26 protein-coding genes are annotated in these 25925 nt (G+C 57.4%); 21 read left to right on the top strand and 5 right to left on the bottom strand.

What is annotated here, in order from left to right; genetic code table 11:
- Positions 1-399: a 5-carboxymethyl-2-hydroxymuconate Delta-isomerase gene (locus AC2FLP_RS10940; protein WP_496672630.1), complete on the bottom strand. Its 399-nt coding sequence runs from the start codon at positions 397-399 to the stop codon at positions 1-3.
- 105 nt (positions 400-504) lie between these two features.
- Between AC2FLP_RS10940 and hpaR the strand changes: the two genes are divergently transcribed.
- Positions 505-945 (top strand): homoprotocatechuate degradation operon regulator HpaR, encoded by a 441-nt coding sequence (gene hpaR / locus AC2FLP_RS10935; protein ID WP_117873900.1) that lies wholly within the window; start codon positions 505-507, stop codon positions 943-945.
- A gap of 33 nt (positions 946-978) precedes the next feature.
- On the opposite strand, the gene AC2FLP_RS10930 is transcribed toward hpaR, so the two are convergent.
- Both AC2FLP_RS10930 and AC2FLP_RS10925 read right to left on the bottom strand, forming a co-directional pair.
- Positions 979-2331: an aminotransferase class III-fold pyridoxal phosphate-dependent enzyme gene (locus tag AC2FLP_RS10930; RefSeq protein ID WP_299897505.1), complete on the bottom strand. Its 1353-nt coding sequence runs from the start codon at positions 2329-2331 to the stop codon at positions 979-981.
- A 34-nt stretch (positions 2332-2365) separates the two neighbouring features.
- A complete protein-coding gene (locus AC2FLP_RS10925) occupies positions 2366-3145 on the bottom strand; it encodes an IclR family transcriptional regulator (RefSeq protein WP_299897508.1) in 780 nt (259 codons plus the stop codon).
- A 108-nt stretch (positions 3146-3253) separates the two neighbouring features.
- On the opposite strand from AC2FLP_RS10925, the gene AC2FLP_RS10920 reads away from it, so the two are divergent.
- From AC2FLP_RS10920 to AC2FLP_RS10890, 7 genes are all read left to right on the top strand, one after another.
- Positions 3254-4183 (top strand): tripartite tricarboxylate transporter substrate binding protein, encoded by a 930-nt coding sequence (locus tag AC2FLP_RS10920; protein ID WP_299897511.1) that lies wholly within the window; start codon positions 3254-3256, stop codon positions 4181-4183.
- A 63-nt stretch (positions 4184-4246) separates the two neighbouring features.
- The gene (locus AC2FLP_RS10915) at positions 4247-4783 is read left to right on the top strand and encodes a tripartite tricarboxylate transporter TctB family protein (protein ID WP_299897514.1); all 537 of its coding nucleotides are present in this window, start codon (positions 4247-4249) and stop codon (positions 4781-4783) included.
- Positions 4784-4790: 7 nt separating this feature from the next.
- Positions 4791-6311, top strand: a complete 1521-nt coding sequence (locus AC2FLP_RS10910) for a tripartite tricarboxylate transporter permease (RefSeq protein WP_299897517.1) — start codon at positions 4791-4793, stop codon at positions 6309-6311.
- 6 nt (positions 6312-6317) lie between these two features.
- Positions 6318-7802: an aldehyde dehydrogenase gene (locus tag AC2FLP_RS10905; RefSeq protein ID WP_496683632.1), complete on the top strand. Its 1485-nt coding sequence runs from the start codon at positions 6318-6320 to the stop codon at positions 7800-7802.
- A gap of 13 nt (positions 7803-7815) precedes the next feature.
- Positions 7816-9111, top strand: a complete 1296-nt coding sequence (locus AC2FLP_RS10900; RefSeq protein WP_299897523.1) for an aspartate aminotransferase family protein — start codon at positions 7816-7818, stop codon at positions 9109-9111.
- Entirely contained in the window at positions 9108-10049 is a 942-nt protein-coding gene (locus AC2FLP_RS10895; protein WP_496683629.1) for a phosphotransferase enzyme family protein, read from the top strand. Before AC2FLP_RS10900 ends, AC2FLP_RS10895 begins: the two co-directional genes overlap by 4 nt.
- 13 nt (positions 10050-10062) lie before the next feature.
- A complete protein-coding gene (locus AC2FLP_RS10890; RefSeq protein WP_496683626.1) occupies positions 10063-11298 on the top strand; it encodes a Tm-1-like ATP-binding domain-containing protein in 1236 nt (411 codons plus the stop codon).
- A 61-nt stretch (positions 11299-11359) separates the two neighbouring features.
- On the opposite strand, the gene AC2FLP_RS10885 is transcribed toward AC2FLP_RS10890, so the two are convergent.
- The gene (locus tag AC2FLP_RS10885; protein WP_496683623.1) at positions 11360-11827 is read right to left on the bottom strand and encodes a YqfO family protein; all 468 of its coding nucleotides are present in this window, start codon (positions 11825-11827) and stop codon (positions 11360-11362) included.
- A 79-nt stretch (positions 11828-11906) separates the two neighbouring features.
- A complete protein-coding gene (locus AC2FLP_RS10880) occupies positions 11907-12611 on the bottom strand; it encodes an ArsR/SmtB family transcription factor (RefSeq protein WP_496683620.1) in 705 nt (234 codons plus the stop codon).
- Between the two features lie 267 nt (positions 12612-12878).
- Here AC2FLP_RS10880 and AC2FLP_RS10875 point away from each other — a divergent pair, with 267 nt between their 5' ends.
- The 13 genes from AC2FLP_RS10875 to AC2FLP_RS10815 all read left to right on the top strand — a co-directional run bounded on the left by AC2FLP_RS10875 (position 12879) and on the right by AC2FLP_RS10815 (position 25813).
- On the top strand, positions 12879-13679 hold the full coding sequence (locus tag AC2FLP_RS10875) for a transporter substrate-binding domain-containing protein (protein ID WP_299638427.1): 801 nt from the start codon (positions 12879-12881) through the stop codon (positions 13677-13679).
- 105 nt (positions 13680-13784) lie between these two features.
- Complete coding sequence (locus tag AC2FLP_RS10870) at positions 13785-14414, top strand: amino acid ABC transporter permease (RefSeq protein ID WP_299638424.1); 630 nt, start codon at positions 13785-13787, stop codon at positions 14412-14414.
- Positions 14415-14425: 11 nt separating this feature from the next.
- On the top strand, positions 14426-15088 hold the full coding sequence (locus AC2FLP_RS10865) for an amino acid ABC transporter permease (protein ID WP_117873924.1): 663 nt from the start codon (positions 14426-14428) through the stop codon (positions 15086-15088).
- Positions 15085-15807 (top strand): amino acid ABC transporter ATP-binding protein, encoded by a 723-nt coding sequence (locus AC2FLP_RS10860; protein WP_299897540.1) that lies wholly within the window; start codon positions 15085-15087, stop codon positions 15805-15807. Before AC2FLP_RS10865 ends, AC2FLP_RS10860 begins: the two co-directional genes overlap by 4 nt.
- Positions 15808-15846: 39 nt before the next feature.
- Complete coding sequence (locus AC2FLP_RS10855; protein ID WP_117873928.1) at positions 15847-16806, top strand: dihydrodipicolinate synthase family protein; 960 nt, start codon at positions 15847-15849, stop codon at positions 16804-16806.
- Complete coding sequence (locus AC2FLP_RS10850) at positions 16797-17729, top strand: 4-hydroxyproline epimerase (protein WP_496683613.1); 933 nt, start codon at positions 16797-16799, stop codon at positions 17727-17729. The genes AC2FLP_RS10855 and AC2FLP_RS10850 overlap by 10 nt, the downstream gene beginning before the upstream one ends.
- 66 nt (positions 17730-17795) lie before the next feature.
- Positions 17796-19046 carry an NAD(P)/FAD-dependent oxidoreductase gene (locus AC2FLP_RS10845; RefSeq protein WP_299897548.1) on the top strand — a complete coding sequence of 417 codons (1251 nt, stop codon included), beginning with the start codon at positions 17796-17798 and terminating at the stop codon, positions 19044-19046.
- Between the two features lie 15 nt (positions 19047-19061).
- Positions 19062-20165, top strand: a complete 1104-nt coding sequence (locus AC2FLP_RS10840; RefSeq protein ID WP_496683610.1) for a cis-3-hydroxy-L-proline dehydratase — start codon at positions 19062-19064, stop codon at positions 20163-20165.
- A 7-nt stretch (positions 20166-20172) separates the two neighbouring features.
- Positions 20173-21198, top strand: a complete 1026-nt coding sequence (locus AC2FLP_RS10835) for a trans-3-hydroxy-L-proline dehydratase (protein WP_496683607.1) — start codon at positions 20173-20175, stop codon at positions 21196-21198.
- Positions 21199-21513: 315 nt separating this feature from the next.
- Positions 21514-22194, top strand: a complete 681-nt coding sequence (locus AC2FLP_RS10830; protein WP_117874114.1) for a GntR family transcriptional regulator — start codon at positions 21514-21516, stop codon at positions 22192-22194.
- Between the two features lie 72 nt (positions 22195-22266).
- Positions 22267-23781, top strand: a complete 1515-nt coding sequence (locus tag AC2FLP_RS10825; protein ID WP_496683604.1) for an aldehyde dehydrogenase (NADP(+)) — start codon at positions 22267-22269, stop codon at positions 23779-23781.
- A gap of 227 nt (positions 23782-24008) precedes the next feature.
- The gene (locus tag AC2FLP_RS10820; protein ID WP_299897559.1) at positions 24009-24293 is read left to right on the top strand and encodes a malonyl-CoA decarboxylase domain-containing protein; all 285 of its coding nucleotides are present in this window, start codon (positions 24009-24011) and stop codon (positions 24291-24293) included.
- 5 nt (positions 24294-24298) lie between these two features.
- The gene (locus AC2FLP_RS10815; RefSeq protein WP_496683600.1) at positions 24299-25813 is read left to right on the top strand and encodes a malonate--CoA ligase; all 1515 of its coding nucleotides are present in this window, start codon (positions 24299-24301) and stop codon (positions 25811-25813) included.
- Positions 25814-25925 lie beyond the last annotated feature (112 nt).

Here is a 25925-nt window from a genome sequence, read left to right as displayed (position 1 = left end):
TCAGGTCTCCTGCGTGGTCGCATCCAAGTGGTCGCGGATCGTACCAGCCTTGGGCGACAGCTTGGGGTCGATGTCACGCATCTCAAGCGAGAGCGCGATGGAATGCTGTGAAAAAACCGGCGCCAGATATGCTTTGACCGCCTCAAAAATGCGCTGGGTGGCGTCGTGTTTGACATCAGCGGGCCGGCCTGCCCGCAGGCGGATCGAGATATCAATAAACCCATGCGCCGGGTTGCCGTCCGCTATGGCGTAATGATCGACCCGCGTCGCGCGCACACGAATGCCCGGCATCGGAAAGGTCTCAATCTCAGCTGCCGTTGCCCGAATGCATTCGCATAGGCCATCCATGTCGATCCTGTCTTCCAGATTACCGGAGTATTCGACGTGGAAGTGGGGCATGGTTTCTCCTCTATTAGTTAACATGTTTAGTATTTAATGCGTTCCCTGTCAAGAGATTGCTTTGTTAATCTTTGCAATTTCCGAGATGACATTCTAGAAGGCCGCATGAACACTCAAAGCCATTCTAAAAGCACCGCCCGGTCCCTTCCGATTGCGCTGCTGCGAGCCCGCGAAACCGTCATGGCTCCGATCCGGGACATGCTGCAAGGCATCCAACTGACCGAGCAGAAATGGCGCATCCTGCGTGTTTTGGACGAGCTGGGCGAAGTGGAACAAAGCACCATCGCGCACGAGGCATGCCTGCTGCTACCCAGCGTGACCCGCATTTTGCGCACGATGGAGGCCGATGGCCAGATCACCCGCCGTCAGGATAGCGACGACAAGCGCCGCACCATGGTCAAGATCACGGATTCAGGCCGCTCTATCCTCAAGGAGAACCTGGCCACATCACTCGCCATCTCCAGTAATATCGAAGCGCAGATGGGCACCGAGAAACTGGATCAACTGCTGGACCTGCTCGAGGAATTGCAGGCCATCAAAGCCTGACCCCGCCCCAACAGGACGGGGTCGTTTGAATACTTACAGGGTCCCCAATCCAGCGTCCAAAGCCGATAGAATTTTAGTCACCTCTTCCGAAGTGACGATCAGCGGCGGCGACAGAATGATGTTGTTGCCTGATACGCGGACCATCACGCCGTCTTCATATGCAGCTTTCTGAACCTGTAGCGGCAGGTGTTTTGCGATAGGTGCCTTGGTCGCCCGATCCGAGACCAGTTCCAATGCACACATCAGGCCCTCACCGCCCCGCACGTCCCCGATCGCGTCATGCTTGTCGGCCAGCTTTTGCAAGCCGGCAAACAACTCATCCCCGCGCGCGGCAGCGTTTTCCCAGATCCGTAGGCGGTTGATCTCGGACAGGGCGGCCAAAGCTGCGGCCGCCCCGACCGGATGGCCGGAATAGGTATACCCCTGATCGACGGATGCCAGACCCGTGGTGTCACTTTCAAAAACCTCTGCAACCGCGCCCGAAATCATGGCCGCGCCAAAAGGGAAATACCCATTGGTGATCGCCTTTGCCGTCGTCATAATATCCGGCTGGACGCCCCAGTGCCGCGCACCGCTTTCACTGCCGGTGCGACCAAAAGCGGTGATAATCTCGTCCGAGATCAGCAGGATGCCGTGCCTGGAACAGACCTCGCGCACCATGGGCATGAAACTCTTGTGCGGCGGGATTACGCCTCCTGCCCCGAGAACCGGCTCCATGATGAAGGCCGCAACAGTGCTTGCACCCTGAAATGCGATCTCGGCCTCAAGCGCCTTGACACAAAGCTGCGCCAGACGCTCGGGATCGGTTTCGTCAAACGGATTGCGATAGGTCCAGGGGGCCGGCACGTGGTAGCAGCCCGGCATCATCGGCTCATACACCGCGCGGAACTTCTGGTTGCCGTTGACAGAGGCGGCAGCAAAATGAGTGCCGTGATAGCCCTGCTTTAGGCTGATGAACTTGGTACGTCCGGCTTCACCCCGGACTTTGTGATACTGGCGCGCAAGTTTCAGAGCTATTTCGACAGAATCCGACCCACCCGACGTAAAGAAAGCGCGGGTCAGCCCGTCAGGCTCAAAGAACTGGGCCAGTTCATAAGACAGCTCAATTGCCTTGTCATTGCTGGTGCCCCGAAAGGTGGAGTAGTAGGGCAACGCATTCAGTTGATCCGCTATGGCCCGCTTCACCGGTTCACAGGAGTAGCCCAGATTGACGTTCCACAGCCCCCCTACGGCGTCCAGCGCCCTGTGGCCATCGACATCCATGATGCTGACCCCTTCACCACCGCTGAGAATGGTCGGCGGGTTCTTCCGGCTGTCGGCGGGATGCGCCATCGGGTGCCAGAAGTATCGGGCGTTGTTTTCCTTCAGAAAGTTGGAGTCTTTCATGTCGCGGGTCTCCGAGTGTTGAATCCGCCCTTGGTCACGGGTGGAATTCGGTTGGAAAGGAGTCGGGCAACTGGCCGCCAAAACCAGCAGTCAGATCAGCCGAAAGTGAATGCAAAGTTGACAGTATTGCCGGAAGGCGGTCGCTGGTTGCCCGGGTTTCAGGGACAGCTATTGCGATGGTTCCCAGTGCAATCTGATCGATGCCGAAGATCGGCGCGGCATATCCAAAAACACCTTCTTCGTAACTGCCGCGGCTGTCGGCCCAGCCTGAAACTCTGATCTTTGCGACCCGCTCTTTGATGAACTTCGGATCAGTAAGCGTGGCTTGTGTAAACCGTGCCTGCACGTCCTGATCCAACTGCTCCAAAAGGTGAGCCGGTCCGAAACTGAGCATGCACAGACCGGAAGCCGTCGCATTTAGCGGAAGCATCTCGCTGGGATCAAGACTTACCCGGACACTGTGCCGCGTTGTTTCCACCACCAGAGCTGTCTGTAATCCCGTTTTCTCCAGCAAGGACAGATGCAGGGATTCACCGACCATCTGCATTGCGGCCTGCATTTTTTGGCGCGCGCCCTCAATGCCGGGTCTGGCGATCTCTCGCAGTGCGGCCAAACGCAATGCCGCCGGCCCGATGGCATAAGTTTTTGTCATCGGATTCTGTTCGATCAACCCGAACTCCTCAAGCGCGCGCAGGTGGCGCAATGCCGTTGCCTTGTTCAGCCCGGACAACCGCGCCAGGTGACTCAGCCCGATCTCTGGGCGGGCATTGGAAAAGTAATCCAGCATTTTTAGGGCGTTAAGGGCTGTGCCCATGTGCGTATCGTCCTCTTGCTCAGGTAATACTTGACAGAACTAACTTAACAAAGCAACATTATTATTGTTAACGAGGTTCAAATATTGAACCACTAACGGGAGGTGTCAATGAAGAAATTTCTAACAGCCGCCGCTTTTGCAGCTTCGGCCACTGCCGCACTGGCAGAGTACCCTGAGAAGCCGGTAAGCTTTGTCGTACCTTGGCCTCCGGGCGATCTGGAAGATGTCCTTACCCGGATGATCGCCGACGAATTCCAGGCCATGTACGGTGTGCCTGCTGCTGTCGTGAACAAACCCGGAGGTGGCGGTGGCCCATTCCCCGGCGCTGTCGAGGTGGCAACCGCTCCGGCGGATGGTTACACCATCGGCTCTTTCGTCATCGGAGTACCCGTCATTGGCCCCGAGATCGGAATTCCCGAACTCAACCCGAATCCTTTCGATCCAATTGGCATCTTCCTGACTTATCCCTTCGTCATCGCAGCGAGCAAAGACGCACCGTTTTCAAGCTGGGAAGAACTGGCCGAATACGGCAAGGAAAAGGACGTGGCGCTTGGCCATTTCGGATCGGTTCTGCCGCCCACTCAGGTCACATTTGCAGCTGCGGTCAGCAGCGGGTTCGACTTTGCCAGCGAAGCGGCATTTGACGCCTTGGATTGCAACACGCTGGCCTCAGGCGACGTGGATGTAATCAATACGACGCTACAGCTTATCCTTCCCTGCCTTGATCAGGTGAACGTCCTTGCCAGCATCGGTGGCGAGCGGATTTCACTGGTTCCGGATACGCCGACGATCGTGGAACTCAATCCGGACCTGCCATTGGCTCTTTGGAACGGGCTGTTTGTGCACAAAGACACGCCTGCCGACGCGCGTGAAAAGATCTCGGCTGCCGCCCAGAAAGCGTTGTCCTCGGACAAAGCCAAGAAGCTGGCTGAGGAAACAGGCGCACTGATCTACTGGCAGGACCCGGACGCATCCAATGCTCAGATCGAGCAGGACAAAGCCTCTTTTGCCAAGATCGAAGAGATTCTGGGCGAATAGTCCGAAGAAGGCCCGGCAAGGTCGAACAACGCCGGGCCTTTTTCTTTCAAACAGGAGGCCAAAATGATAGCAAAGACACTGCAAGACATGTTCCGACGTTATCGACGTCCTGGCGATATTGTCTTTGCCTTCCTTTTCTTCGGTTGCTCCCTGTTCCTTCTCAGCCAGATCGGCACTGAGACTCAGGCTGTCAAACGAACCAAGTGGTTTGCCCAGCCCGCCCTTTGGCCCAAGATCGCGATCTGGGGTATGGTTTTGTTCAGCGGCCTCCACTTGCTGAGCTCTTTCCTGTCCCCGCGCATTCCCGGACGTTTGCGAGAGGTGACGTTCTGGTTGATGTCCCTCGAATACGTTGCCTACTTCCTGATCTATGTCGTGGCGGTTCCGTGGCTTGGGTATCTGCCCTCCACCATGCTTTTTGCGGCCCTGCTGACGATACGATTGGGATTTCGACTGCCTGGGGCTTTTTGCGTTGCACTTACCTTCGGCGCGGTCGTGGCCGTCGTCTTCCGCGCGCTGCTTCATGTGAACATTCCTGCCGGTCGGATATACGAATTCTTGCCCGATGGGCTGCGCGCCTTTGCGCTGACCTACCTGTGAGGCCAAGATGGACAATCTGATTTCCGGCTTTGCAATTCTGGCACAGTGGCAGGTCGTCGTGGCACTAGTCATCGGATCGGTGGGCGGCGTCATCATCGGCGCGTTGCCCGGCGTCGGCGCTGCTGTGGCAATTGCCATTCTGCTGCCCGCCACCTTCGCGTTTGAGCCCATCGTCGGCCTGACCCTTCTGTTGGGCATTTACGGGTCGTCCATGTATGGCGGTGCAATTCCTGCCATTCTGATCAACACGCCTGGCACGGCCGTCAACGCACTGACCACCTATGACGGCTATCCCATGACCAAGCGCGGCGAGGGACACCGAGCCCTGTCGCTGGCCTATTCGGCGTCGTTTTTCGGCGGCATCTTCTCGATCCTCTGTCTGATCATCCTATCGCCTGTGTTGGCCTGGGTTGCCCCACATTTCGGAAGCCGCGAAATATTCCTGGCTGCGTTAATGGGCATCCTTCTGGTGATCCTGGCCCATCGCGGGCAGACCTTTTCGGCCGCGATGCTGGCGTTCTTCGGCATTTTCCTCAGCACCGTCGGTCTGGAACCCGTCAAATACACCAAACGTTTTACCTTTGACCAAACCTGGCTTTCGTCAGGTGTCGATCTGATCGTGGTGGTTCTTGGGCTGTTCGCCATCAGTCAGGCGCTGCTGCTGCTGGTCGACAAAGAACACGCGCCGGGCGAAGCCCATGTGCGCGGCAGCATCTTCGCGGGCCTCAAAGAACTACTGGGCCTGAAACGCATCGCAACGGTGTCGTCATCGCTGGGTGTGCTCATGGGCATGGTACCGGGCACAGGCGAATTCACATCACAGTTCCTCTCATACACATACGCACAGAAAACCTCTGAAGACCCCGACAAATTTGGCGATGGGTCACCAGAAGGTCTGGTGGCGTCCGAGGCGGCCAACAATGCCGTTCCTGGGGCCGCAATGATTCCGCTGCTGGCGCTGGGTATTCCTGGCGAAGCGCTGACCGCGATGATGCTTTCGGTCTTCTATGTTCACAACGTCATTCCCGGACCACAGCTTTTTGCCGATCAGATGGATTTTGTCATGGCACTGTACATGTCGCTGATCCTGCTCAATGTGATCGTTCTGGTCTTTTTGTTGTTCTCGACCAATCTGTTGCTGAAGATCATTCAGATCCCGACGCGCTTTCTGGGGATCATGATCCTGACGCTTTCCTTTGTCGGTGTATTTAGCCTGCGCAACTCAGTCACGGACTGCGCCATTGCCGCCGGGTTCGGCGTGTTCGGGCTGATCCTGAAGCGCCTGAACCTGCCCATTGTTCCGATCATTCTGGGCATGGTTCTGGGCGGGATCATGGAAGTCAAACTGCGCAGCGCCATGGCGCGGGTGAAGACACCACTTGATTTCATTGACCGGCCGATTGCCGCAATACTATTCATCATGATCCTTGGGATCATTCTGCTCCACGTTCGCTCGCTGATCAAGGAACACAAGGAACGCATCACACCGCAACCGGTTCTCGACGAAGACTCAACTCAGCAAGGATAACCCCCCATGGACCAATCCTCGATTGATGCGCTGCGTGCGCAGGACATTGCTCCGCGCGGGCATTTCATAAACGGCCGCTTTCAGGATGGCGAAACCGGGGCCCGGCATCAAGTTCTGTCTCCGATCAACGGTCAGCCTCTGGCGCTGATCGCCGAGGGCACGCCTGCGGATGTCGAGTCAGCCGTTCGTGCGGCGCGCCTAGCGTTCGAGGATGGGCGATGGGCGCGCATGGCGCCTGCCGACCGCAAGAAAGTATTGCTGAAACTGGCTGACCTGATCGAAGCACGCGCGCTTGAGCTAGCCGTGCTGGGCGTGCGCGACAACGGAACCGAGATCACCATGGCTTACAAGGCCGAGGCACTCTCGGCGGCTGCTACTTTCCGGTACTACGCCGAGGCGATCGACAAGATTTATGGACAAATCGCCCCGACAAGCGGTGATGTTCTGGGGCTTGTACATCACGCTCCGGTCGGGGTTGTCGGGGCCATCGTACCGTGGAACTTTCCACTGATGATCGGCAGCTGGAAAATTGCACCGGCACTGGCCGCAGGCAATTCCGTCGTCCTGAAACCTGCCGAAAGCGCCTCACTCAACCTGCTGAAGATTGCCGAGCTTGCCGCAGAAGCCGGAGTGCCCGACGGGGTGTTCAATGTCGTGACCGGGCGTGGCTCGGTCGTGGGTGAGGCTCTGGCCCTGTCGATGGACGTCGACATCATGGTGTTTACCGGGTCGGGCACAACCGGACGGCGGCTGTTGGAGTATTCCGCTCGGTCGAACCTGAAACGCTGCTATCTGGAACTAGGCGGCAAGTCCCCTAACATCGTTTTTTCCGATGCCCCTGATCTGTCCGAAGCGGCCAAGGTCTCAGCCGCTGGCATCTTCCGCAATTCTGGTCAGGTCTGTGTCGCCGGATCTCGCCTGCTGGTCCAGCAAGAGGTTTACGAGGACTTCGTGACCGAGATCAGCCGCCATGCTGAAAGCTTCCGCGTCGGCGACCCGCTGGACCTGAACAGCCAGATCGGCGCGGTGCACAGCCTGCCAGAGCTTCAGGCCAATCTGGATTTCGTGACCAAAGCCGAAGCAGAAGGCGCCGAGCGCCGGACGGGCGGAAACCGCATCCTGACAGAGACCGGAGGCTATTACATGGCGCCGACCGTCATGGCCAACGTGAAAGAGACCGACAACCTGTTCCAGAACGAAGTCTTCGGCCCTGTACTGGCGGTTACGCCTTTCAAGGATGAAGACGAAGCGATCCGTCTGGCCAATGCCACGGTCTATGGGCTGGCTGGCGGTGTCTGGACCTCGAACCTCAGCCGTGCGCATCGCATGGTGGCTGGCATTCGCGCCGGTGTTGTGCACGTCAACACATATGGCGGTGCCGACCTGACTGTGCCGCTGGGCGGGGTTCGCCAGTCGGGCAATGGGCACGACAAATCTCTGCACGCACTGGAAAAATACTTCGACCTGAAAACCGCCTGGATAAAACTCTGAGAAGGCCGACCTCATGACTCTTCCAGCGAAATCTGTTGAACTCATTGAGCGCCGGGCCAGGCTATTGGGCCCTAACGTGTCGACGTTCTACGACGAGCCGGTTCATTTTGTAAAAGGTGAAGGCGTCTGGTTGTGGGATGCGGACGGGCGTAAATATCTGGATTGCTACAACAACGTGCCACATGTGGGACATTGCAATCCGCGCGTGGTCGAGGCGATCTGTCGTCAGGCGCGCACGCTCAACACGCACACCCGGTATCTGCACGACGGGATTCTGGACTATGTGGAAAAACTGACCGGGACGATGGATGCAGCGCTGAATACGGCCATCCTCACCTGCACCGGTTCCGAGGCAAATGACATTGCTTTGCGAATGGCAGAGGCAATGACCGGAAAACGAGGGATCATTGCCACTGACACCACCTATCATGGAAATACAGCGCTGGTCAGCCAGTTGAGCAAATCGAACATCCCGACAGTCGGCTTCGGGCTGAGCAAGTATTTCCGTTTTGTCGGCGCGCCCGACAGCTATCGCGATCCCGACCCGGACGGGTCAAAATTCGCCGATGCCGTGGCGGAACAGATTGCCGAGCACGAAAAGGCCGGCACCGGTTTTGCCGCATTGATCGTCTGCCCTTATTTTCTGAACGAAGGCTTTCCAGACAATCCGGACGGTTGGCTGGCACCCACGGCCAAGGTCGTACGCCAGGCCGGTGGCCTGTTGATCTGCGACGAGGTGCAATCAGGCTTTGGCCGAACCGGCACCCATATGTGGGCGCATCAGAAGATGGGCGTTGTGCCGGATGTCATGACTTTGGGCAAACCCATGGCCAACGGCCATCCGGTGGGCAGCGTGGTCACACGTTCCGAGATCATTTCGGCGTTCCGCAAGGGATATCGGTACTTCAACACGTTTGGCGGAAACCCTGTTTCCTGTGCTGCAGCGATGGCGGTTTTGCAAGAGATCGAAGACCAGAGCCTGGTCGCACATGCCAAATCCGTTGGCGACCATGCGCGAAAACGACTGAAGCTTTTGAAAGAAAAGTATGACGTCATCGGAGACATACGCGGCTCGGGGCTGATATTCGGGGCCGAAATGGTCCTTGATCGCGACAGCAAGCAGCCCGCCAGTGAATTCACTGACCGTATCATCAACGCCATGCGCCAGCGCGGGATTATTCACTCCAAGCTTGGACGCCATAAGAATGCTCTGAAAATTCGACCACCCATGCCATTCTCTATCAAAAACGCGGATCTTCTCTTTGACACGCTGGACGAAGTTTTGGCGAAAACGCCACTGGTCGCATGAAGCAGATCGTGGAACAGGCGCTGACCCTTTGGGAACTGGTCGATAGCGAATGGTCTCTCGTGGCTGCTCGGGAAAACTGCGTATATCGCGTTCAGGCAGGCCAGACCGCCTATGCTCTGCGACTGCATCGCAAAGGGCTGCGAACGGATGTCGAACTCCGTTCAGAGCTACAATGGATGGCCGTTCTCGGCAAAAACGGGGTCGGAGTTCCAACTCCTGTCCCGGCCGCAGATCGACGCTATCTGCATCTGGTGGACGGCATTCAGGTCGACATGCTCAACTGGTTGCCGGGCAGCCCTTTGGGTGCGACCGGATCAGCCTTGGAGCAGCGCGACAGAAACGGCGTCTTCCACACAATTGGCAGAGAAACGGCGCGACTGCATGACATCAGTAACCAATGGACTCGTCCGCACGACTTCACGCGTTGGTCATGGGATCGTAGCGGGCTGCTTGGAGACACCCCTCTCTGGGGTCAATTCTGGGAGAACCCAACGCTTGGGAAAACGGACCGGTCACTTTTCCTGGCGTTCCGAGACGTCGCAGATCGTGACCTTCAGCGCGTGGAAAAGCAGTTGGATTACGGGCTGATCCACGCCGATCTTGTCCGCGAAAACATCATGGTTGATGGTGACAAACTGTGGCTTATCGACTTCGACGATTCCGGTTTCGGTTTTCGCCTGTTTGATATCGCGACAATACTCCTCAAGAATCTGCGCGAACCGGATTTCAACCAGTTGCACGATGCTTTGCTGGCCGGGTACCGATCGGAACGAACGATCTGCGCCACGCAACTTGACCTGTTCATGGCACTTCGCGCGGCAACATATGTGGGATGGGTTGCATCCCGCCTGAATGAAGAAGGATCGGACATACGCAATGTGCGGTTCATTGAAACCGCCCGAGGGTTGATGACCAAATACCTCGAACGCCACACTTAGACGGGAGGCACCAATGGCCCAAAAGACAATCCTGCTGATTGGTACTTATGACACCAAAGAGCCCGAGATGCGGTTCATCGAAAAGGCGGTCAGAGCGCAGGGTGCCGACGTCCTGACCATGGATGTCTCGGTTCTGGGTGATCCGTCCGATCCAACTGATATCTCAAAGCACGACGTGGCCGCAGCCGGTGGCATGACCATTGAAGAAGTCATCGCGCAAGGAGACGAAAACAAAGCCTTTCGCGCAATGTCGGCCGGGGCAGCAAAGGTCGTTGCAAAGGCTTATTCAGAAGGTCGGTTTGACGGAATGCTTGCCACGGGTGGAACCATGGGCACGGACCTTGCGCTGGATTGTGCGCAGGCGCTGCCGATGGGCGTTCCCAAATACATCGTATCAACGGTCAGCTTCTCACCTCTGATTCCTCCGCATCGGCTTGCACCTGACATTCAGATGATCCTCTGGGCCGGCGGCCTGTATGGCATGAACTCGATCTGCAAATCTTCGCTCAGCCAAGCTGCCGGGGCCGTCGTGGGCGCAACCAAAGCGGCGACCGCCCCCGATCGCAGCAAACCTCTGATCGGTATGACCAGCCTTGGTTCGTCCTGCCTGCGTTACATGAAAACTCTGAAACCGGCATTGGAAGACCGCGGGTTTGAAGTGGCCGTGTTCCACTCTACTGGCATGGGCGGCATGGCTTATGAAAAACTGGCAGGCGAAGGCGCGTTTGCCTGCGTGATGGACTTCTGCATGCAGGAATTCGGCAACCTGATGGCGGGTTCCGTTGTCTCCAGCGGCGATGACCGTGTCACCAATGCCGGACGTGTAGGAACACCACAGATGGTGGCCCCAGGTGCGCTCGATCTATTGGACTTTGCGGGTTGGCAGGATATCCCCGAGCAATACGCCGATCGCCCGTTCCATGAACACAACCGCCTGATCAAAAGCTCGGTCTTCAACGGGGCTGAACGACGTTCCTGGATTCGGGAACTCGCGAACCGGCTGGAAGTCGCAACCGGGCCCGTGCATTTCTTTTTGCCCGTTCAGGGCGTCGAGGATTGGGACAAGGAAGGCGAAGAAGCGCATGATCCAAAGGCACTGGCCGAAATGGTGGATGAAGCGCGCAAGGTCATGCCCGGTCGGGTGCCGATGACAGAACTGGACGTTCACATCAACGACGCGGCTTTCTGCGAAGCAGTTCTGTCCCGGTTTGACAGGTGGGTTGAAACCGGGGTTGTCAGAACAGACTGAACGCCATTGGAAGTAGTGGGAAAGGGAAAAAAGACACCCTGCGCATTGTCTGATAAACGTATTATGGGACCTGGCCGGATTTGTGCGGCTTGATTCTGTGAACCTCTGGCACCCAGTCTTCAGACGGACGGTTCCAGAACTTGTTGGGGTTGTCTTCGTCCATCCCGGCCCGGTGCAAGGTGCGCCACGCGGACCGGATCAGAATGACCGGCTCTTCATAGGGATGCTGTGCAAAAAGCGTTTCCACAACGTTTTTAACGATTTGATGATCGGCAACGAAGAACGAGAGTTCGACGCAAGGCACTTCGACCACTTGATCGGTCGCAGCGTTTCGCCCTCCCGGTAAGGAACGAAACCGTTGAGTGCCGACCTCAGTCTGAAAAGAAACATGGTCGTAGTCGACATAGTCAAGCGCGGTCACCTGGTAAACAGCCTGAAGCAGAGCTTTTGCATGTGGTTGCGGAACCTGCACGGTAATTTCGAAACCCGCTTCGAGGTCGAAACGATTGGATTGGATTTGCCAGATCATGGTGTCCCCTTAGTTTTGGCAAGTCATGGTCGGGGACACCGGCCTTCGCTACTATGAACAGTTCGCCTCCGGCCGAAGTTCAAGTGACTTCAAAGCTACGAAACAACATGTCTTTGGAGATGCCAAAATACAGCTCGAAAGCAGCAAGACCTTTCGGCTCAATGTACAAAGCCCTGCCGTTGCGCGGGCGGGTTACCCATTTCCTTGACAGTGCCTGATCGAGAAGATTGACCCCGAACGGCCCGGAAAAATGGTGGCGACGCTCGGACCAGTCCAGACAGCATTTGACCGGTAGAGATGATGCAGCGTCAGACAGAATTCCAATACGCTTCAGATGCGCACCTCCGCTTTGGGTCAGGCGCGCGCTTGTCCTTTCGACAGACATCCAGCCTTGGTCCACAAGTCGCCGGGCCAAGACGACTCCAAGACGACCGGCGATGTGGTTGTAACAGGTCCGCGCCACCAAATCAGGCGGACATTCCCCGTTTCGACCTCTGTACAGATGATCGGTGGGCGACAATGCAGACAGCTGTTCAAGAGTTTCCGCGACCTCATCGCTGGCGATGCGGTAATAGACGCACCGTCCGCTTTTCTCGGCGACGATCATATCTGCACCCCGAAGTTTCGACAGGTGCTCACTTGCGGTGTTCGGGGCGATCCCGGCAACGGATGCCAGTTCTTTTCCGGTGTGCGCCCGACCATCCATCAACTCGCACAGAATGCGGGTCCTGCTTGAATCCGCAAGTGCAGCGCCGACAATATCCAACCTGGGTTCATATGACATGCCGCAGCTTAACCGAAACAACCTGTTTGGCACATGTTTCGTTGTTCGGTGATTGTCGAACTGAACGAGGAACGGAGGTCATTGAGTTTGGATCGAACAGCGAAACCTCAAGACAATCAATGAGCGACTAGGCGTTCTTTGAATAATTGTTCCGTCCGATAGCCGGGTAGAGGCGCATGCCGATTGCAGCCCGACAGAACTTTTTTGTGGATGTTGGATACAATATCCGTTATTCGTGTTCACATCTTTTGATTCAGGGAGGATCACATGCTCAAGAAACTCGTCGCACTGGCGGCCTTCACTACTTTCACAACAGGTCCTGCGATGGCGGACACGCTCGACGATGTCGTGGATCGCGGCACTCTTCGATGTGGCGTTGTTCTGGACTTTCCGCCGATCGGGTATCGCGACGCCAACAACGAACCGGCGGGTTTTGACGTGGAATACTGCAATGATCTGGCTGCGGCGCTTGAAGTTGAGGCGGAAATCCTTCCTTTGACCTGGGCCGAGCGCCTGCCGGTCATCGTGACCGGGCGCGCAGATGTCGTGTTCGGTGCGACCTCGGACAGCCTCGAACGGGCGCGGACCGTAGGCTTTTCCATTCCCTATGCAATCTACTACGCGCAGGGCGTCGTGAACGCGGACAGTGGGATCGAAACCTTCGAAGACATCCGCGGTAAACGGGTCGCCGCCGCGATTGGCACAGTGCCAGAGCAGGAATGGCTAAAGATCGCTGCCGAATGGGGTGAAGAAGGCAACTATCAGGGCTACCAGTCGGAAAACGAGGTGTTTCTGGCGGTCGCACAGGGCAAGGCCGATATCGGTATCACCACCAACACCGCCGTTCTGCCGATCACCCAGCAGTATGAAACCGTGCTGGCCGGTCCGCGTATGCCCTGGACCACCGATTACACCTCGGTCGTTGGCAAAAGACAGGACGTCACCTGGCTGAACTTCCTGAACCTGTTTGTTACACATCAGGTGCGTTCGGGCCGTTATCAGGAACTGTGGGGCAAATATGTCGGAGGCGAAACACCCGAGCTGCGCATTCCCGGTGTGATGTACTGATCCCACTCCCAAACACTCTTTCGCCGGGCTTCTGCCGGGCGAAAGAGCTGGGTAACTTCGGAAAAGAAACCTGTGTTCGATTATAACTTCCACTGGCGGCCGGTCATGAAAAGCCTGCCGGACTTGCTTGAGGCATCGCTGCTGACCTTGCAAGTCGCGGTAATGGCGATGATCCTCGGCATCATCATCGGCCTGTGTCTGGCATTGACGCGCATGCACCTGAAGGGGCCGATGTATTGGTTTGCTTCTACCTGGGTCGAACTGGCACGTAACACACCTGCTTTGTTCCAGCTGTTCTTTTTCGGCTTTGGGCTTGGCGCATTCGGCCTGCACCTGTCGCCTTACTTCATTGTGCTGGCCGCGTTGACATTCAATTGTGCCGGCTATCTGGCCGAGAACTTTCGCGGAGGCTTTCAGGCCGTTCCCGAGACTCAGTTACGCGCCTCTCGTTCTCTGGGCATGACTGCGTGGCAGGCTTACACACGCGTGGTGATCCCACAGGTGTTTCGCATTGTCTATCACCCAATCACCAACCAGATGGTCTGGGCCGTGCTCATGTCATCGCTGGGCATGCTGGTCGGCTTCCGGGAACTGTCAGGAGAGACGCAGTTCTTTGCCTCACGCACCTTCCGCATCTTCGAATATTTCGCCGTCACGGCGGTCATCTACTACGTGATCGTCAAAATCATTCTCGGAGCCTCACGCCTGCTGGCGACCCGGCTCTTTCGCTACTGAAGGACGCTCGGATGCAACCCACTGTCAGCTTTTTCAGCAGCTTCAACATAAATGATCTGTGGTTTCTGGCCGAAGCCGCCCTGCGGACACTCTGGATTTCAGTTCTGTCAATAACCATCGGAACGTTTCTTGGAGTGGTGTGCGGGTGGATCCTTTACGAAGGCAAACTGGCAGCCACCCTGACAGTGGCCCCGTTTCTGGACATTTTTCGTTCGGTGCCGCTGATCATCCAACTGGTGCTGTTCTACAACTTTGCGCCCATTGTCGGGCTTAACCTGGACCCGTTTGCCTCGGGCGTGGTGATCCTGTCGATCTACACTGCGGCTTTGGTTGCGAATGTCGCGCGCGGCGGGATCGAGGCCGTCGGTGCACCGATGCGCCGTGCCGCGCGCAGTCTGGGCATGACCTATTGGCAGGACTTGCGCTATGTCGTCTTCCCTATCGGCGGACGCGCAGTGTTCCCGGCATGGGTCGGTGTTGCACTGGGTGTGATGAAGGACAGCGCATTGGTGTCGGTATTGGGCTACGTCGAATTGCTCAAGGCTAGCCAGATCCTGATCACCCGAACGCAGGAACCCTTCTTGATCCTGACAATCGCGGGCGCGTTCTACTTCGCGCTCAGCTATCCAATTTCGCGCTATTCCGCGTCTCTTGAAAAAAGGTGGGCCCAATGATCGAAATTCGCGACCTGCACAAGTATTTCGGCGCGCTGCATGTGCTGAAAGGTATCGATCTGGATGTGCAGAAAGGTGAGGTCCTGTCGGTGATCGGCGCGTCGGGTTCCGGCAAATCGACCCTTCTCTATTGCATCAACGGGCTGGAACTGATCCAGCAAGGCTCGGTCAGGGTCGATGGCACCGATGTTCATGCGAAGGGCACAGACATCAACAAGCTGCGCACAAAGCTGGGGATGGTATTTCAGCAATGGAACAGCTTTCCCCACCTGACAGCGCTGGAAAACGTCGCGCTCGCCCCCAAAATCGTCAAGAGATTGTCAAAGCAAGAGGCCCGTGATGTCGCGGCCAAACAACTGACCCACGTCGGCTTGGGCGAAAAGCTCAACGCCTACCCCTCGGCCCTGTCCGGCGGCCAGCAACAGCGTCTGGCCATCGCCCGCGCGCTGGCGATGGAACCGGAATACATGCTGTTTGATGAGGCGACGTCGGCGCTTGATCCCGAACTGGTGGGCGAGGTTCTCGACACGATGCGCCTTTTGGCCGAAGAAGGGATGACCATGATCTGTGTCACGCACGAGATGGGTTTCGCACGAGATGTATCGGACCGGGTTGCTTATTTCCATCAGGGTGTGATGGAAGAGATTGGCCCACCCGGGCAAGTATTCGGTGATGCGCAATCCGAAAACACCCGTAAATTCCTGGCCAATGTGCGCTAAGTGCACCGGCCCCCTGAAACAACGAGGAAGATCACCTTCATGTCCAAGAATATCTTCACCGGCACCATGCCAGCCCTGATGACCCCCTGCAAAGCCGACCGGACACCGGATTTCGATGCTCTGGTCAAAAAGGGCAAAGAAATGATCGAGGCAGGCATGTCGGCCGTCGTGTATTGCGGCTCTATGGGCGACTGGCCGTTGCTGTCAGTTGCCGAACGCATGCAAGGCGTCGAACGCTTGATCGAGGCAGGCCTGCCCGTCGTCGTCGGCACAGGTGCGATAAACTCGAAATCTGCCGTGGCCTTGGCTGCGCATGCGCAAAAGGTCGGCGCGGCAGGGCTTATGGTCATCCCACGTGTGCTGTCGCGCGGATCGTCCATCGCGGCACAGCGTAACCACTTCAAGGCAATCCTGTCAGCGGCGCCGGATATCCCGGCTATCATTTACAACAGCCCCGTTTACGGCTTCGCCACCCGCGCCGATTTGTTCCTGGAATTGCGTGCGGATCATCCGAACCTGGTTGGATTCAAGGAATTCGGCGGCAAAAGCGATCTGCGTTATGCGGCGGAACACATCACCTCGAAAGATGATCAGGTGACACTGATGGTGGGCGTGGATACCGAAGTTTATCATGGCTTCGTCAATTGCGGCGCCACGGGTTCGATTACCGGCATCGGTACCGCCTTGCCCAAAGAGGCACTTCTGCTGGCTGCCCTGTGTCAGAAAGCGGCGGCGGGTCATACCGAAGCGCGCCTGCGCGCGCGTGAGCTTGAAGAAGCCTTTGGCGTGCTGGCCAGCTTTGACGAAGGCACCGATCTGGTGCTGTATTACAAACACCTGCTGGTCCTGAACGGCGAAGAGGAATACCGTTTGCACTTTAACGAAACCGACGAACTGACCGATGCCCAGCGCAACTATTGCGAACAGCAATACAGCCTGTTCCGCACCTGGTTTGCCGACTGGTCCAGCCAGGGTGGGGTCATCGCTGAATGCATGTGATCGACAGCCATACCGGAGGCATGCCCACGCGGGTTATCCTGGACGGCGGCCCCGATCTGGGGTCGGGCCCGCTGGCCGAGCGCGCACAACGCCTGGCCACCGAGCATGAGGCTTTCTACAAATCGGTCCTTCTGGAGCCGCGCGGTCAACCCGGCATGGTCGGGGCGCTTCTTGTCACCCCGGAAACGTCAGGCTGTGAGACCGGCGTGATCTATTTCGATGCCGACGCCGTTTTGGGCATGTGCGGCCATGGCACCATCGGGCTTGGGGTCACTCTGGCGCATCTGGGCCGGATTGGGCCGGGGACGCACAGGGTTGAAACGCCGGCCGGCGTCATCTCGGTTGACCTGTTGGACGCCAACACCGTGCGCGTCACCAATATCGAAAGTCGCCGGGTCAGGGCCTCTGTATCTGTTGATGTCGACGGCCATGGAAAAGTGACCGGCGATCTGGCCTATGGTGGCAACTGGTTCTTCATTGTCGATCCCAGTCCGATAGAAGTGAACCCCGGCAACATCCGAGCCCTCACCGACCTGACCATTGCAATACGCGAAGCCTGCATCGCGCAAAACCTGCGTGGTGAAAACGGGGAACCGGTGGACCACGTGATCTTGCAGGACAAATCCCCTGACGAAAACGTTCACAGCCGGAACTTTGTCCTGTGCCCGGACGATCAATACGACCGATCCCCGTGCGGGACCGGCAGTTCGGCGCGTCTGGCCTGTCTGGCGGCGGATGGGGTTCTGGTTCCCGGAGTAGAGATCGTGCAGGAAAGCGTGGTCGGCAGTTCTTACCGACTAAGCTATCAGCCCGGCCCCAATGGCGGCGTCATCCCGACCTTGACCGGGCAGGCCCATATCATGGCCCAGGGCAAAATGATTTTCGCGCAAAACGATCCATTCCGCAGTGGGATCCTTCTTTGACAAAACTATCGGGGATTGGCGCAATCCGGCCCCCGGTACCGAACCACAGTTTGAAAAGATCTGGCCATGCTGCAAGACAACCTGACGGATATTGTTGTGATCGGCGCTGGTATCATTGGGATCAGCACGGCACTGGAATTGCAAAAGCGCGGCAAACAGGTTCTGGTGTTGGATCGCAAAGGCGTAGGAACTGGTGCCTCGAAAGGGAATGCCGGAGCTTTTGCGTTTACCGACATCGTGCCGTTGGCCACCCCCGGGATCATGCGCAAAGCTCCGAAATGGCTGTTTGATCCATTGGGTCCGCTTTCAATCCCCCCCTCTTACGCTTTGAACATCGCACCGTGGATGCTGAGGTTCTGGCGGGCCAGTTGGCAGGATCGCTATGCTGCTGCTCGGTCTGCACAGGCTGCTTTGATGGATCACAGCCGCGCGGCGCTGGAACGCCAGATTGCGGATGTCGACGGCGAAGCGCTAATGCAACGCGAAGGCCAGTTGCAGTTGTTCGAAAGTGAAGGCGAATTCCGCGCCAGTCTTCCCACGTGGGATATCCGCAAGGATCACGGCATCCCCTTTGACCTGCTGGACAGTCCCGACGCGATTGCGGAAATCCAGCCTGGGCTTCACCGACGATTTACCCACGCGGGATTTACGCCCACCTGGATGAACACGGTCGATCCGGCCAGTTGGACAAGACATTTGGCCACCCGGTTCACTGCGCGTGGCGGTCAGGTTGAAATCGCGGCAATCAACGCGCTCACACCGATGGATGCAGGCGTACACCTGACGACTTCGATCGGTGAAATTGATGCAAGACACGTGATCGTGGCCGCCGGGGCCTGGTCTCACCAACTCGCGAAAACCCTGGGCGATCGCATCCCTCTTGAAACCGAGCGCGGTTATAACACCACCCTGCCCGAAGGGGCCTTTGACCTGCGCACCCATCTGACCTTTGGTGGACATGGGTTCGTGGTGACACGGATCAACGGCGGTGTGCGCATCGGTGGTGCGGTCGAGTTGGGAGGGCTGGAACTGCCGCCCAATTACAAGCGGGCCGACACGCTGCTGGCAAAGGCCGGGCGCTTCATGCCTGATCTGAACCTAGAAGGCGGTACGCAATGGATGGGGTTCCGGCCATCGCTTCCCGACAGTTTGCCGGTGATCGACCGCTCGGCCCGTGCGTCACAGGTTTTTTATGCCTTTGGACACGGTCATCTGGGCCTGACGCAATCCGCAGGCACGGCGGATCTGGTCGCGGATCTGATCACGAACGCCAAGCCCGCGCTCGACATGAAGCCTTACGCATCCACACGCTTCTGATCTGGAGAACATCACATGAAAATCACCGCACTGAACGTATATCAGGTGGATCTGCCGCTGAAGGAAGGTCGTTACAACTGGTCCAATGGCAACTATGTCGAAGTCTTCGACAGCACCGTTCTCGAGATCATCACGGATGAAGGTCTGAAGGGTTATGCCGAATGCTGCCCGCTGGGATCGGCTTATCTTCCGTCCTTCGCACTTGGCGTCAGGGCCGGGCTGGCCGAATTGTCGCCACATCTGATCGGGCAGAATCCGCTTAATATAGGCCAGATCAATCGCACCATGGATGCTGCCCTGCGTGGCCACCCCTATGCCAAGGCTCCTGTTGATATTGCCTGCTGGGATCTTCTGGGCAAGGCGACGGGGCAACCGCTTTACACCCTTTTGGGCGGCGCGGCACAGGAAGATGTGGTGCTTTATCGTGCGATCAGTCAGGAAGCGCCGGACATCATGGCGAAGAAGATCGAAGGCTATGCGGCCGAAGGCTACACGAAGTTTCAACTGAAGGTGGGCGGCGACGCCAATGACGACATCGACCGCATTCACGCCACCCGCGCGGTTCTGAAAAAGACCGATCTTCTGGTGGCAGATGCCAACACTGGCTGGACCCGGCACGAGGCTGCTCGTGTCGTGGGCGCGGTCTCGGGTCTGGATGTCTATGTGGAACAACCCTGTTTGACCTATGAGGAATGCGTTTCGATCCGCCGCCGTACTGCGCTGCCGTTTGTGATGGATGAGGTCATCGACACTCCCAACACATTGGTTCGCGGCATTGCCGACGACGCTATGGATGTGATCAATCTGAAAATCTCCAAAGTCGGTGGTTTGACCAAGGCAAAACTGATGCGGGATCTGTGCGTGGCGCACGGTATTCCCATGACCATCGAGGACACATGGGGCGGCGACATCACCACAGCCACCATCGCCCATCTGGCGCGGTCAACACCGTCCGAGTTCACGTTCTCGGCCACCGATTTCAATTCCTATGGTACCGTGGACATCGCCGAAGGCGCACCAAAGCGTGTCAATGGCCGGATGACCGCAGCAGATCGTCCCGGTCTGGGCGTGACACCGATCTTCGATGCGCTGGGTGCTCCTGTCGCGCAGTACGGCTGAGGTAAACATGCGCAGCAGCAAAACCATACATGTGATCTCGGCCCATGCCGAAGGTGAGGTTGGAGATGTCATCGTCGGAGGTGTCGTCCCACCGCCGGGCGACACTCTCTGGGATCAGCGAAGCTTCATCGCGCGGGATCAAACCCTGCGCAACTTTGTTCTGAACGAACCGCGCGGCGGTGTGTTCCGGCATGTCAACCTTCTGGTTCCGCCAAAACACCCCGAGGCGGACGCCGCCTGGATCATCATGGAACCCGAAGACACGCCGCCCATGTCGGGGTCCAACTCAATCTGTGTCTCAACCGTATTACTGGATAGTGGGATCATTCCGATGAAAGAGCCGGAAACTCATATGGTGCTGGAGGCACCGGGAGGGCTGGTCCGGGTACGTGCGGAATGCCGCGATGGCAAGGCACAACGCATCTTTGTCCAGAACCTGCCCAGCTTTGCCGACAAGCTGTCGGTCCCGCTCGAGGTATCCGGACTGGGCACGATCACGGTAGATACCGCTTATGGCGGCGACAGCTTTGTGGTCGTCGATGCGCAGACGCTTGGGTTTGCAATCGTCGATCATGAGGCCCGCGACATAGCCCGGTTGGGGGTAAAGATCACAAACGCCGCCAATGAACAGCTTGGGTTTTCTCATCCCGAGAACCCGGACTGGGATCATATATCGTTCTGCGCCTTTTGCGGCCCGCTGAGCGAGACGGAAACCGGTCTAAGCGGCAAGTCCGCCGTGGCGATCCAGCCGGGTAAGGTTGACCGTTCGCCGACGGGTACCGCGGTGTCTGCCCGCATGGCGCTGATGGCAGCCAAAGGGTTGATGAAACCCGGCCAGACCTTCGAGGCGGTTTCGATCATCGGATCACGATTTACCGGTAGAGTCCTTGACACAGCGCAGATAGGTGGCCGCCCGGCAATCGTTCCTGAAATCAGCGGTCGCGGTTGGATCACCGGAATTCATCAGCACATGCTGGACCCTGACGACCCGTGGCCGGGTGGTTATCGACTGTCTGACACCTGGGGTGTCTGAGATCTGGTGTCGCGCAATTTTCGTTGATGGCAAAGTCTGCATATCCGCGACCCGAGTTTGGTAATTTGGGATAACTCAAGGCCCTGGCCGCCGATAACCGTCCCACCAACACTTGGGGTTAAGGACGGTTGATCTTGTTTCAAACCTGCTTGCCTTCACTTTGACAGAGGTGGGATTGATACATCCTGGATGATGGATTCATCACCAGATCCATACTTTTCAAACGCTCTGAAATGGGTCGAAATCCAAGTTCGGCTTGGAAAAGTCGGTAATTACGGGTAATTGTATCCAAAAAACCGCGGCGGGATATTGGAAATGGCAGGAAAACGCGCGATCACGAAACAAAGCCTACCGGACGTCATCGCAAATGATCTGCGTGAACGTATCCTGAGCGGCGAACTCGCCGAAGGTGAGACGATCCGGCAGGAAGCACTGGCCGAGGAATATGATGTCTCGCGTATGCCAATCCGCGAGGCGCTGAAACGCCTGAATGCCGAAGGCCTGGTACAATGGGCCAACAATCGCGGCGGCTCGGTGACCAAACACTCCCTCGACGAAATCGGTGAGATTTTCGATCTTCGCATCCTGATCGAAGTGGATCTGTTTCGCCGAGCCATCCCTAATATGGGCCCAAGGGAATTTGCTCGTTGCGACGAGATACTCAAGCAGATGGAAGCGTCATACGATGAAAATGACGTCGGCAAGTGGGGGATACTGAACTATCAATATCACTCGGCGCTTTATGCGGCTTCACAGCGGAAGCTGACCAACGAATTGCTGGACCGCGTCAACCTGCAATCGGATCGCTATGTAAGGATGCACCTGAGCGTGATGAAACAGCGCGAACCCGCAAAAAAGGAACATCGTGATCTGTTGCGGCTGGCCCGGGAAGGCAAGGTGGACAAAGCATGCGAGGTCTTGACGCAGCACATACGCCGGACGAAGGAACAGCTTCTGGAAATGATCGCCTCGAAGCGCGGGACAGACGAACCCTAAGGTGGTCTTGCATGTCCTGTCATTTTGGATACATTATCCATTAGACTGGACATCCTGAAATACGAGGCCCAAATGAACTTTACTCCGCATGGCAAGCATCTGATCGCAGGCAACTGGCTTGCAGGTGACGATTTCTTTGCATCACAACCCGCACATGGGCTATCGCATGACTATTCGAAAGGTCGCATTTCAGACGTCGATGCCGCTGCGCAGGCCGCGGAAGATGCCTTTTGGAGTTATGGCTATTCCACTCGGGAAAAACGTGCCGCCTTCCTGAACACCATTGCCGACGAGATCGAAGCGCGCGCCGATGCAATCACCGAGATTGGCACACAGGAAACCGGCCTGCCCGAAGCTCGGTTGCAAGGTGAGCGAGGCCGCACGTCGGGGCAGCTAAGGCTGTTTGCAACGCATATCATCAGCGGCGATTATCTGGACCGGCGCCACGACGGCGCGCTGCCGGACCGTGCACCCCTGCCCCGGCCCGATCTGAAAATGATCCAGCGTCCGATCGGCCCGGTTGCAGTGTTCGGCGCATCAAATTTCCCGTTGGCATTTTCCACCGCCGGGGGGGACACCGCCGCCGCACTGGCTGCCGGCTGCCCGGTTGTCGTCAAAGGCCACAGCGCCCATCCTGGCACCGGCGAGATCATCGCTGAAGCAATCTTCGCTGCTGCTCGCCGTTGCAACATTCATCCCGGTGTTTTCAGCCTGATCCAGGACGGCGGGCCGGCTGTGGGTTCAGCCTTGGTGCAGCACCCTCTGATCAAGGCAGTCGGGTTCACCGGGTCGCTTACGGGCGGTCGCGCCCTGTTCGACCTGTGCGCCGCGCGCCGCGAACCGATTCCGTTTTTTGGTGAGCTTGGATCGGTCAACCCCACGTTTATTCTGGATGCGGCACTCGCGAACCGGGGCGAAGACATCGCCAAAGACTGGGCCGGATCGCTGACCATGGGCGCAGGTCAGTTCTGCACCAACCCGGGCGTCGTCGTGATACCGGCAGGTGAAGCAACAGACCGTTTCGCCGAGATCGCACGGACCGCATTGACCGAAGTTCCGGCGCAGACCATGCTGACCGACGGCATCGCCGAAGCCTATCGCAACGGTCAGGCCCGCGTCGCGGAAACCGGTGGCGTTCAGGAGGTTCTGACGTCGATATGCGACCAGCGCAACGCAGCCCCCTTCCTTTACCGAACAAGCGCCTCGACATGGCTGGCCAACGAAACCCTCGCAGAAGAGGTGTTTGGCCCGTTGGGCATCATCGTTACCGCCGAAACATCCGACGAGATGCGCGACGTCGCGCGCAGTTTGCACGGTCAGTTGACCTGCACGCTGCAAATGGACGAGGCCGACATGGACATGGCCCGGTCCCTGCTGCCGATCCTTGAACGCAAATCCGGGCGCGTGTTGTCCAATGGCTTCCCCACGGGGGTCGAGGTGTGCGACAGCATGGTCCATGGCGGCCCCTACCCGGCTTCGACCAATTTCGGTGCCACATCTGTCGGCACATTGTCGATCCGACGTTTCCTGCGTCCTGTTTGCTATCAGAACCTGCCGGATGCCTTGTTGCCGGAACGATTCTCGTAGAGCTTCGGGGGAACGCCCGCTCGCCGACACTGTGAGAGCAATAAGCACTGCAGAGGCTGGCGGTTGCATTTGAAGCCAACCGTCAACCTCTGCCGAGCGATCTTGGTTCATCCTTTCTGTTTCAGCGCCCGCGTAAAAAGGATGGGGCAGAACCGCCACCTTTAAGCCTGCATGTTCAACCACGGTATTCTGGTGTTGCGTCCGATCAACCGGGAAAGTCCGACCAAATGAGAGCTTTGGCACCGAATTGCTTGATGAACGCCAAAGGAAAAGGGAGCACGCCCTTCGATCCGATTGCGCAGTTTCATTTGGGTAACAGTGCGCTTACTCATTCGCTGCATGCTAACGCAGACACCGCTCAGTGCGTTGGCACCATGGTCAACTACCTGTATGACTTGACCCGCGTGGCCCTGAACCACGAACAATTCACCAAAACCCATGAGATGACCGCCTCAACCGAGACAAAATTCTCCGCTGCATCCACCTCTCTCTCCATGCTTCAAGAAAGGTAAACCTGATGGCTAACCCCCTCTATGACGGCCTGTTCGGCATTCATGCTGGCAAACGCACACCTTTTTTGCGGCTGCTGGATGGGACAACAATCACCCATCAGGACTTTCTCGGCAACGCGGCGCAGATCGCGCATGTCGCCACGCGTCTGGGTCTGAATCCCGGTGATCGCGTTGCGGCGCAGGTTGAGAAGTCACCCGAGGCGCTGGCGCTTTATGCAGCTTGCGCCCAAGCCGGTCTGGTGTTCCTACCGCTCAATACCGCCTACACGGTAGATGAATTAACCTATTTCATAGAAAACAGTGGAGCCGCACTGATTATCTGTGACGCCAAAAGTGAGGAAAAACTGACCCCTGTCGGCGCGCAGCTGGGGGCGCGAATAGAGACCCTCAACGCGGATGGCAGCGGGTCCCTGACAGATCAGGCCGCAACCATGCCGACAAGTTTCGAAACCGTCGCCCGCGATGGCGAGGACCTGGCCGCGTTCCTCTATACATCGGGAACCACAGGCCGGTCCAAGGGGGCCATGCTGACCCAGAATAATCTGCTGTCGAATGCACAGACACTGATCAAGGAATGGCGCTTCACCTCGCAGGATGTGCTTCTGCATGCCCTGCCAATCTTCCACACCCACGGGCTGTTCGTCGCGACCAACATCATGCTGGCCGCGGGCGGATGCATGATCTGGCTACCAAAATTCGATCTGGATCAGATCATAGACAATTTGCCCTATGCCACGTCGATGATGGGCGTCCCAACCTTCTATACGCGCCTATTGGACGACCGCCGCTTTACCAAGGAACTGGCCACCCATATGCGCCTGTTCGTATCGGGATCGGCACCACTGCGGGCGGAAACCCATGTGCAGTTCGAGAAACGAACGGGTCATCGCATCCTTGAGCGCTACGGCATGACTGAAACCAACATGAACACGTCAAACCCCTATGACGGCGATCGGCGCGCCGGAACGGTTGGGCACCCGCTACCCGGGGTCGAACTGAAGATCTGTGATTCAGACGGCAATACCCTGCCCGTGGGCGAGATCGGCGAGATTGAGGTGCGTGGCCCCAACGTCTTTAAAGGCTATTGGCAGATGCCTGAAAAAACCGCTGCCGAACTGCGCGACAACGGCTTTTTCATCACCGGTGATCTGGGCCGCATCGACGACGATGGCTACGTCCATATCGTTGGTCGCAACAAGGATCTTATCATCTCGGGCGGTTACAACATTTACCCCAAAGAGATCGAGCTGGTTCTCGATGATCAACCCGGAGTATTGGAAAGCGCCGTGATCGGCGTGCCGCACCCAGATTTCGGTGAAACGGTTGTTGGTATCATCGTGGCAGAGCCCGGCCAGACTCCCGATCCGGATGCGATAACAGGGGCGGTACGTGAAGGTCTGGCGCGGTTCAAGCATCCGCGCAAGCTGATCGTTGTGGATGAACTTCCCTGCAACACGATGGGCAAGGTTCAAAAGAACGTTTTGCGTGACCGATACAAAGACATGTTCATGGCCGTGTGAGTGAGTCTCCGCAAAACGGAAATCTACGGGCCCTGAGCCGAACTGGGCGTCGTGATCGGCAAAGACGCAAAAAACGTGACAGCATCCGAAGTGGTGTATCGCGTCGACAACG

The organism is Ruegeria sp. CDSA141 (genome assembly GCF_059612005.1).
Note: the sequence above shows the minus strand (reverse complement) of the source record. Positions and strands in the feature narration are given on the sequence as shown.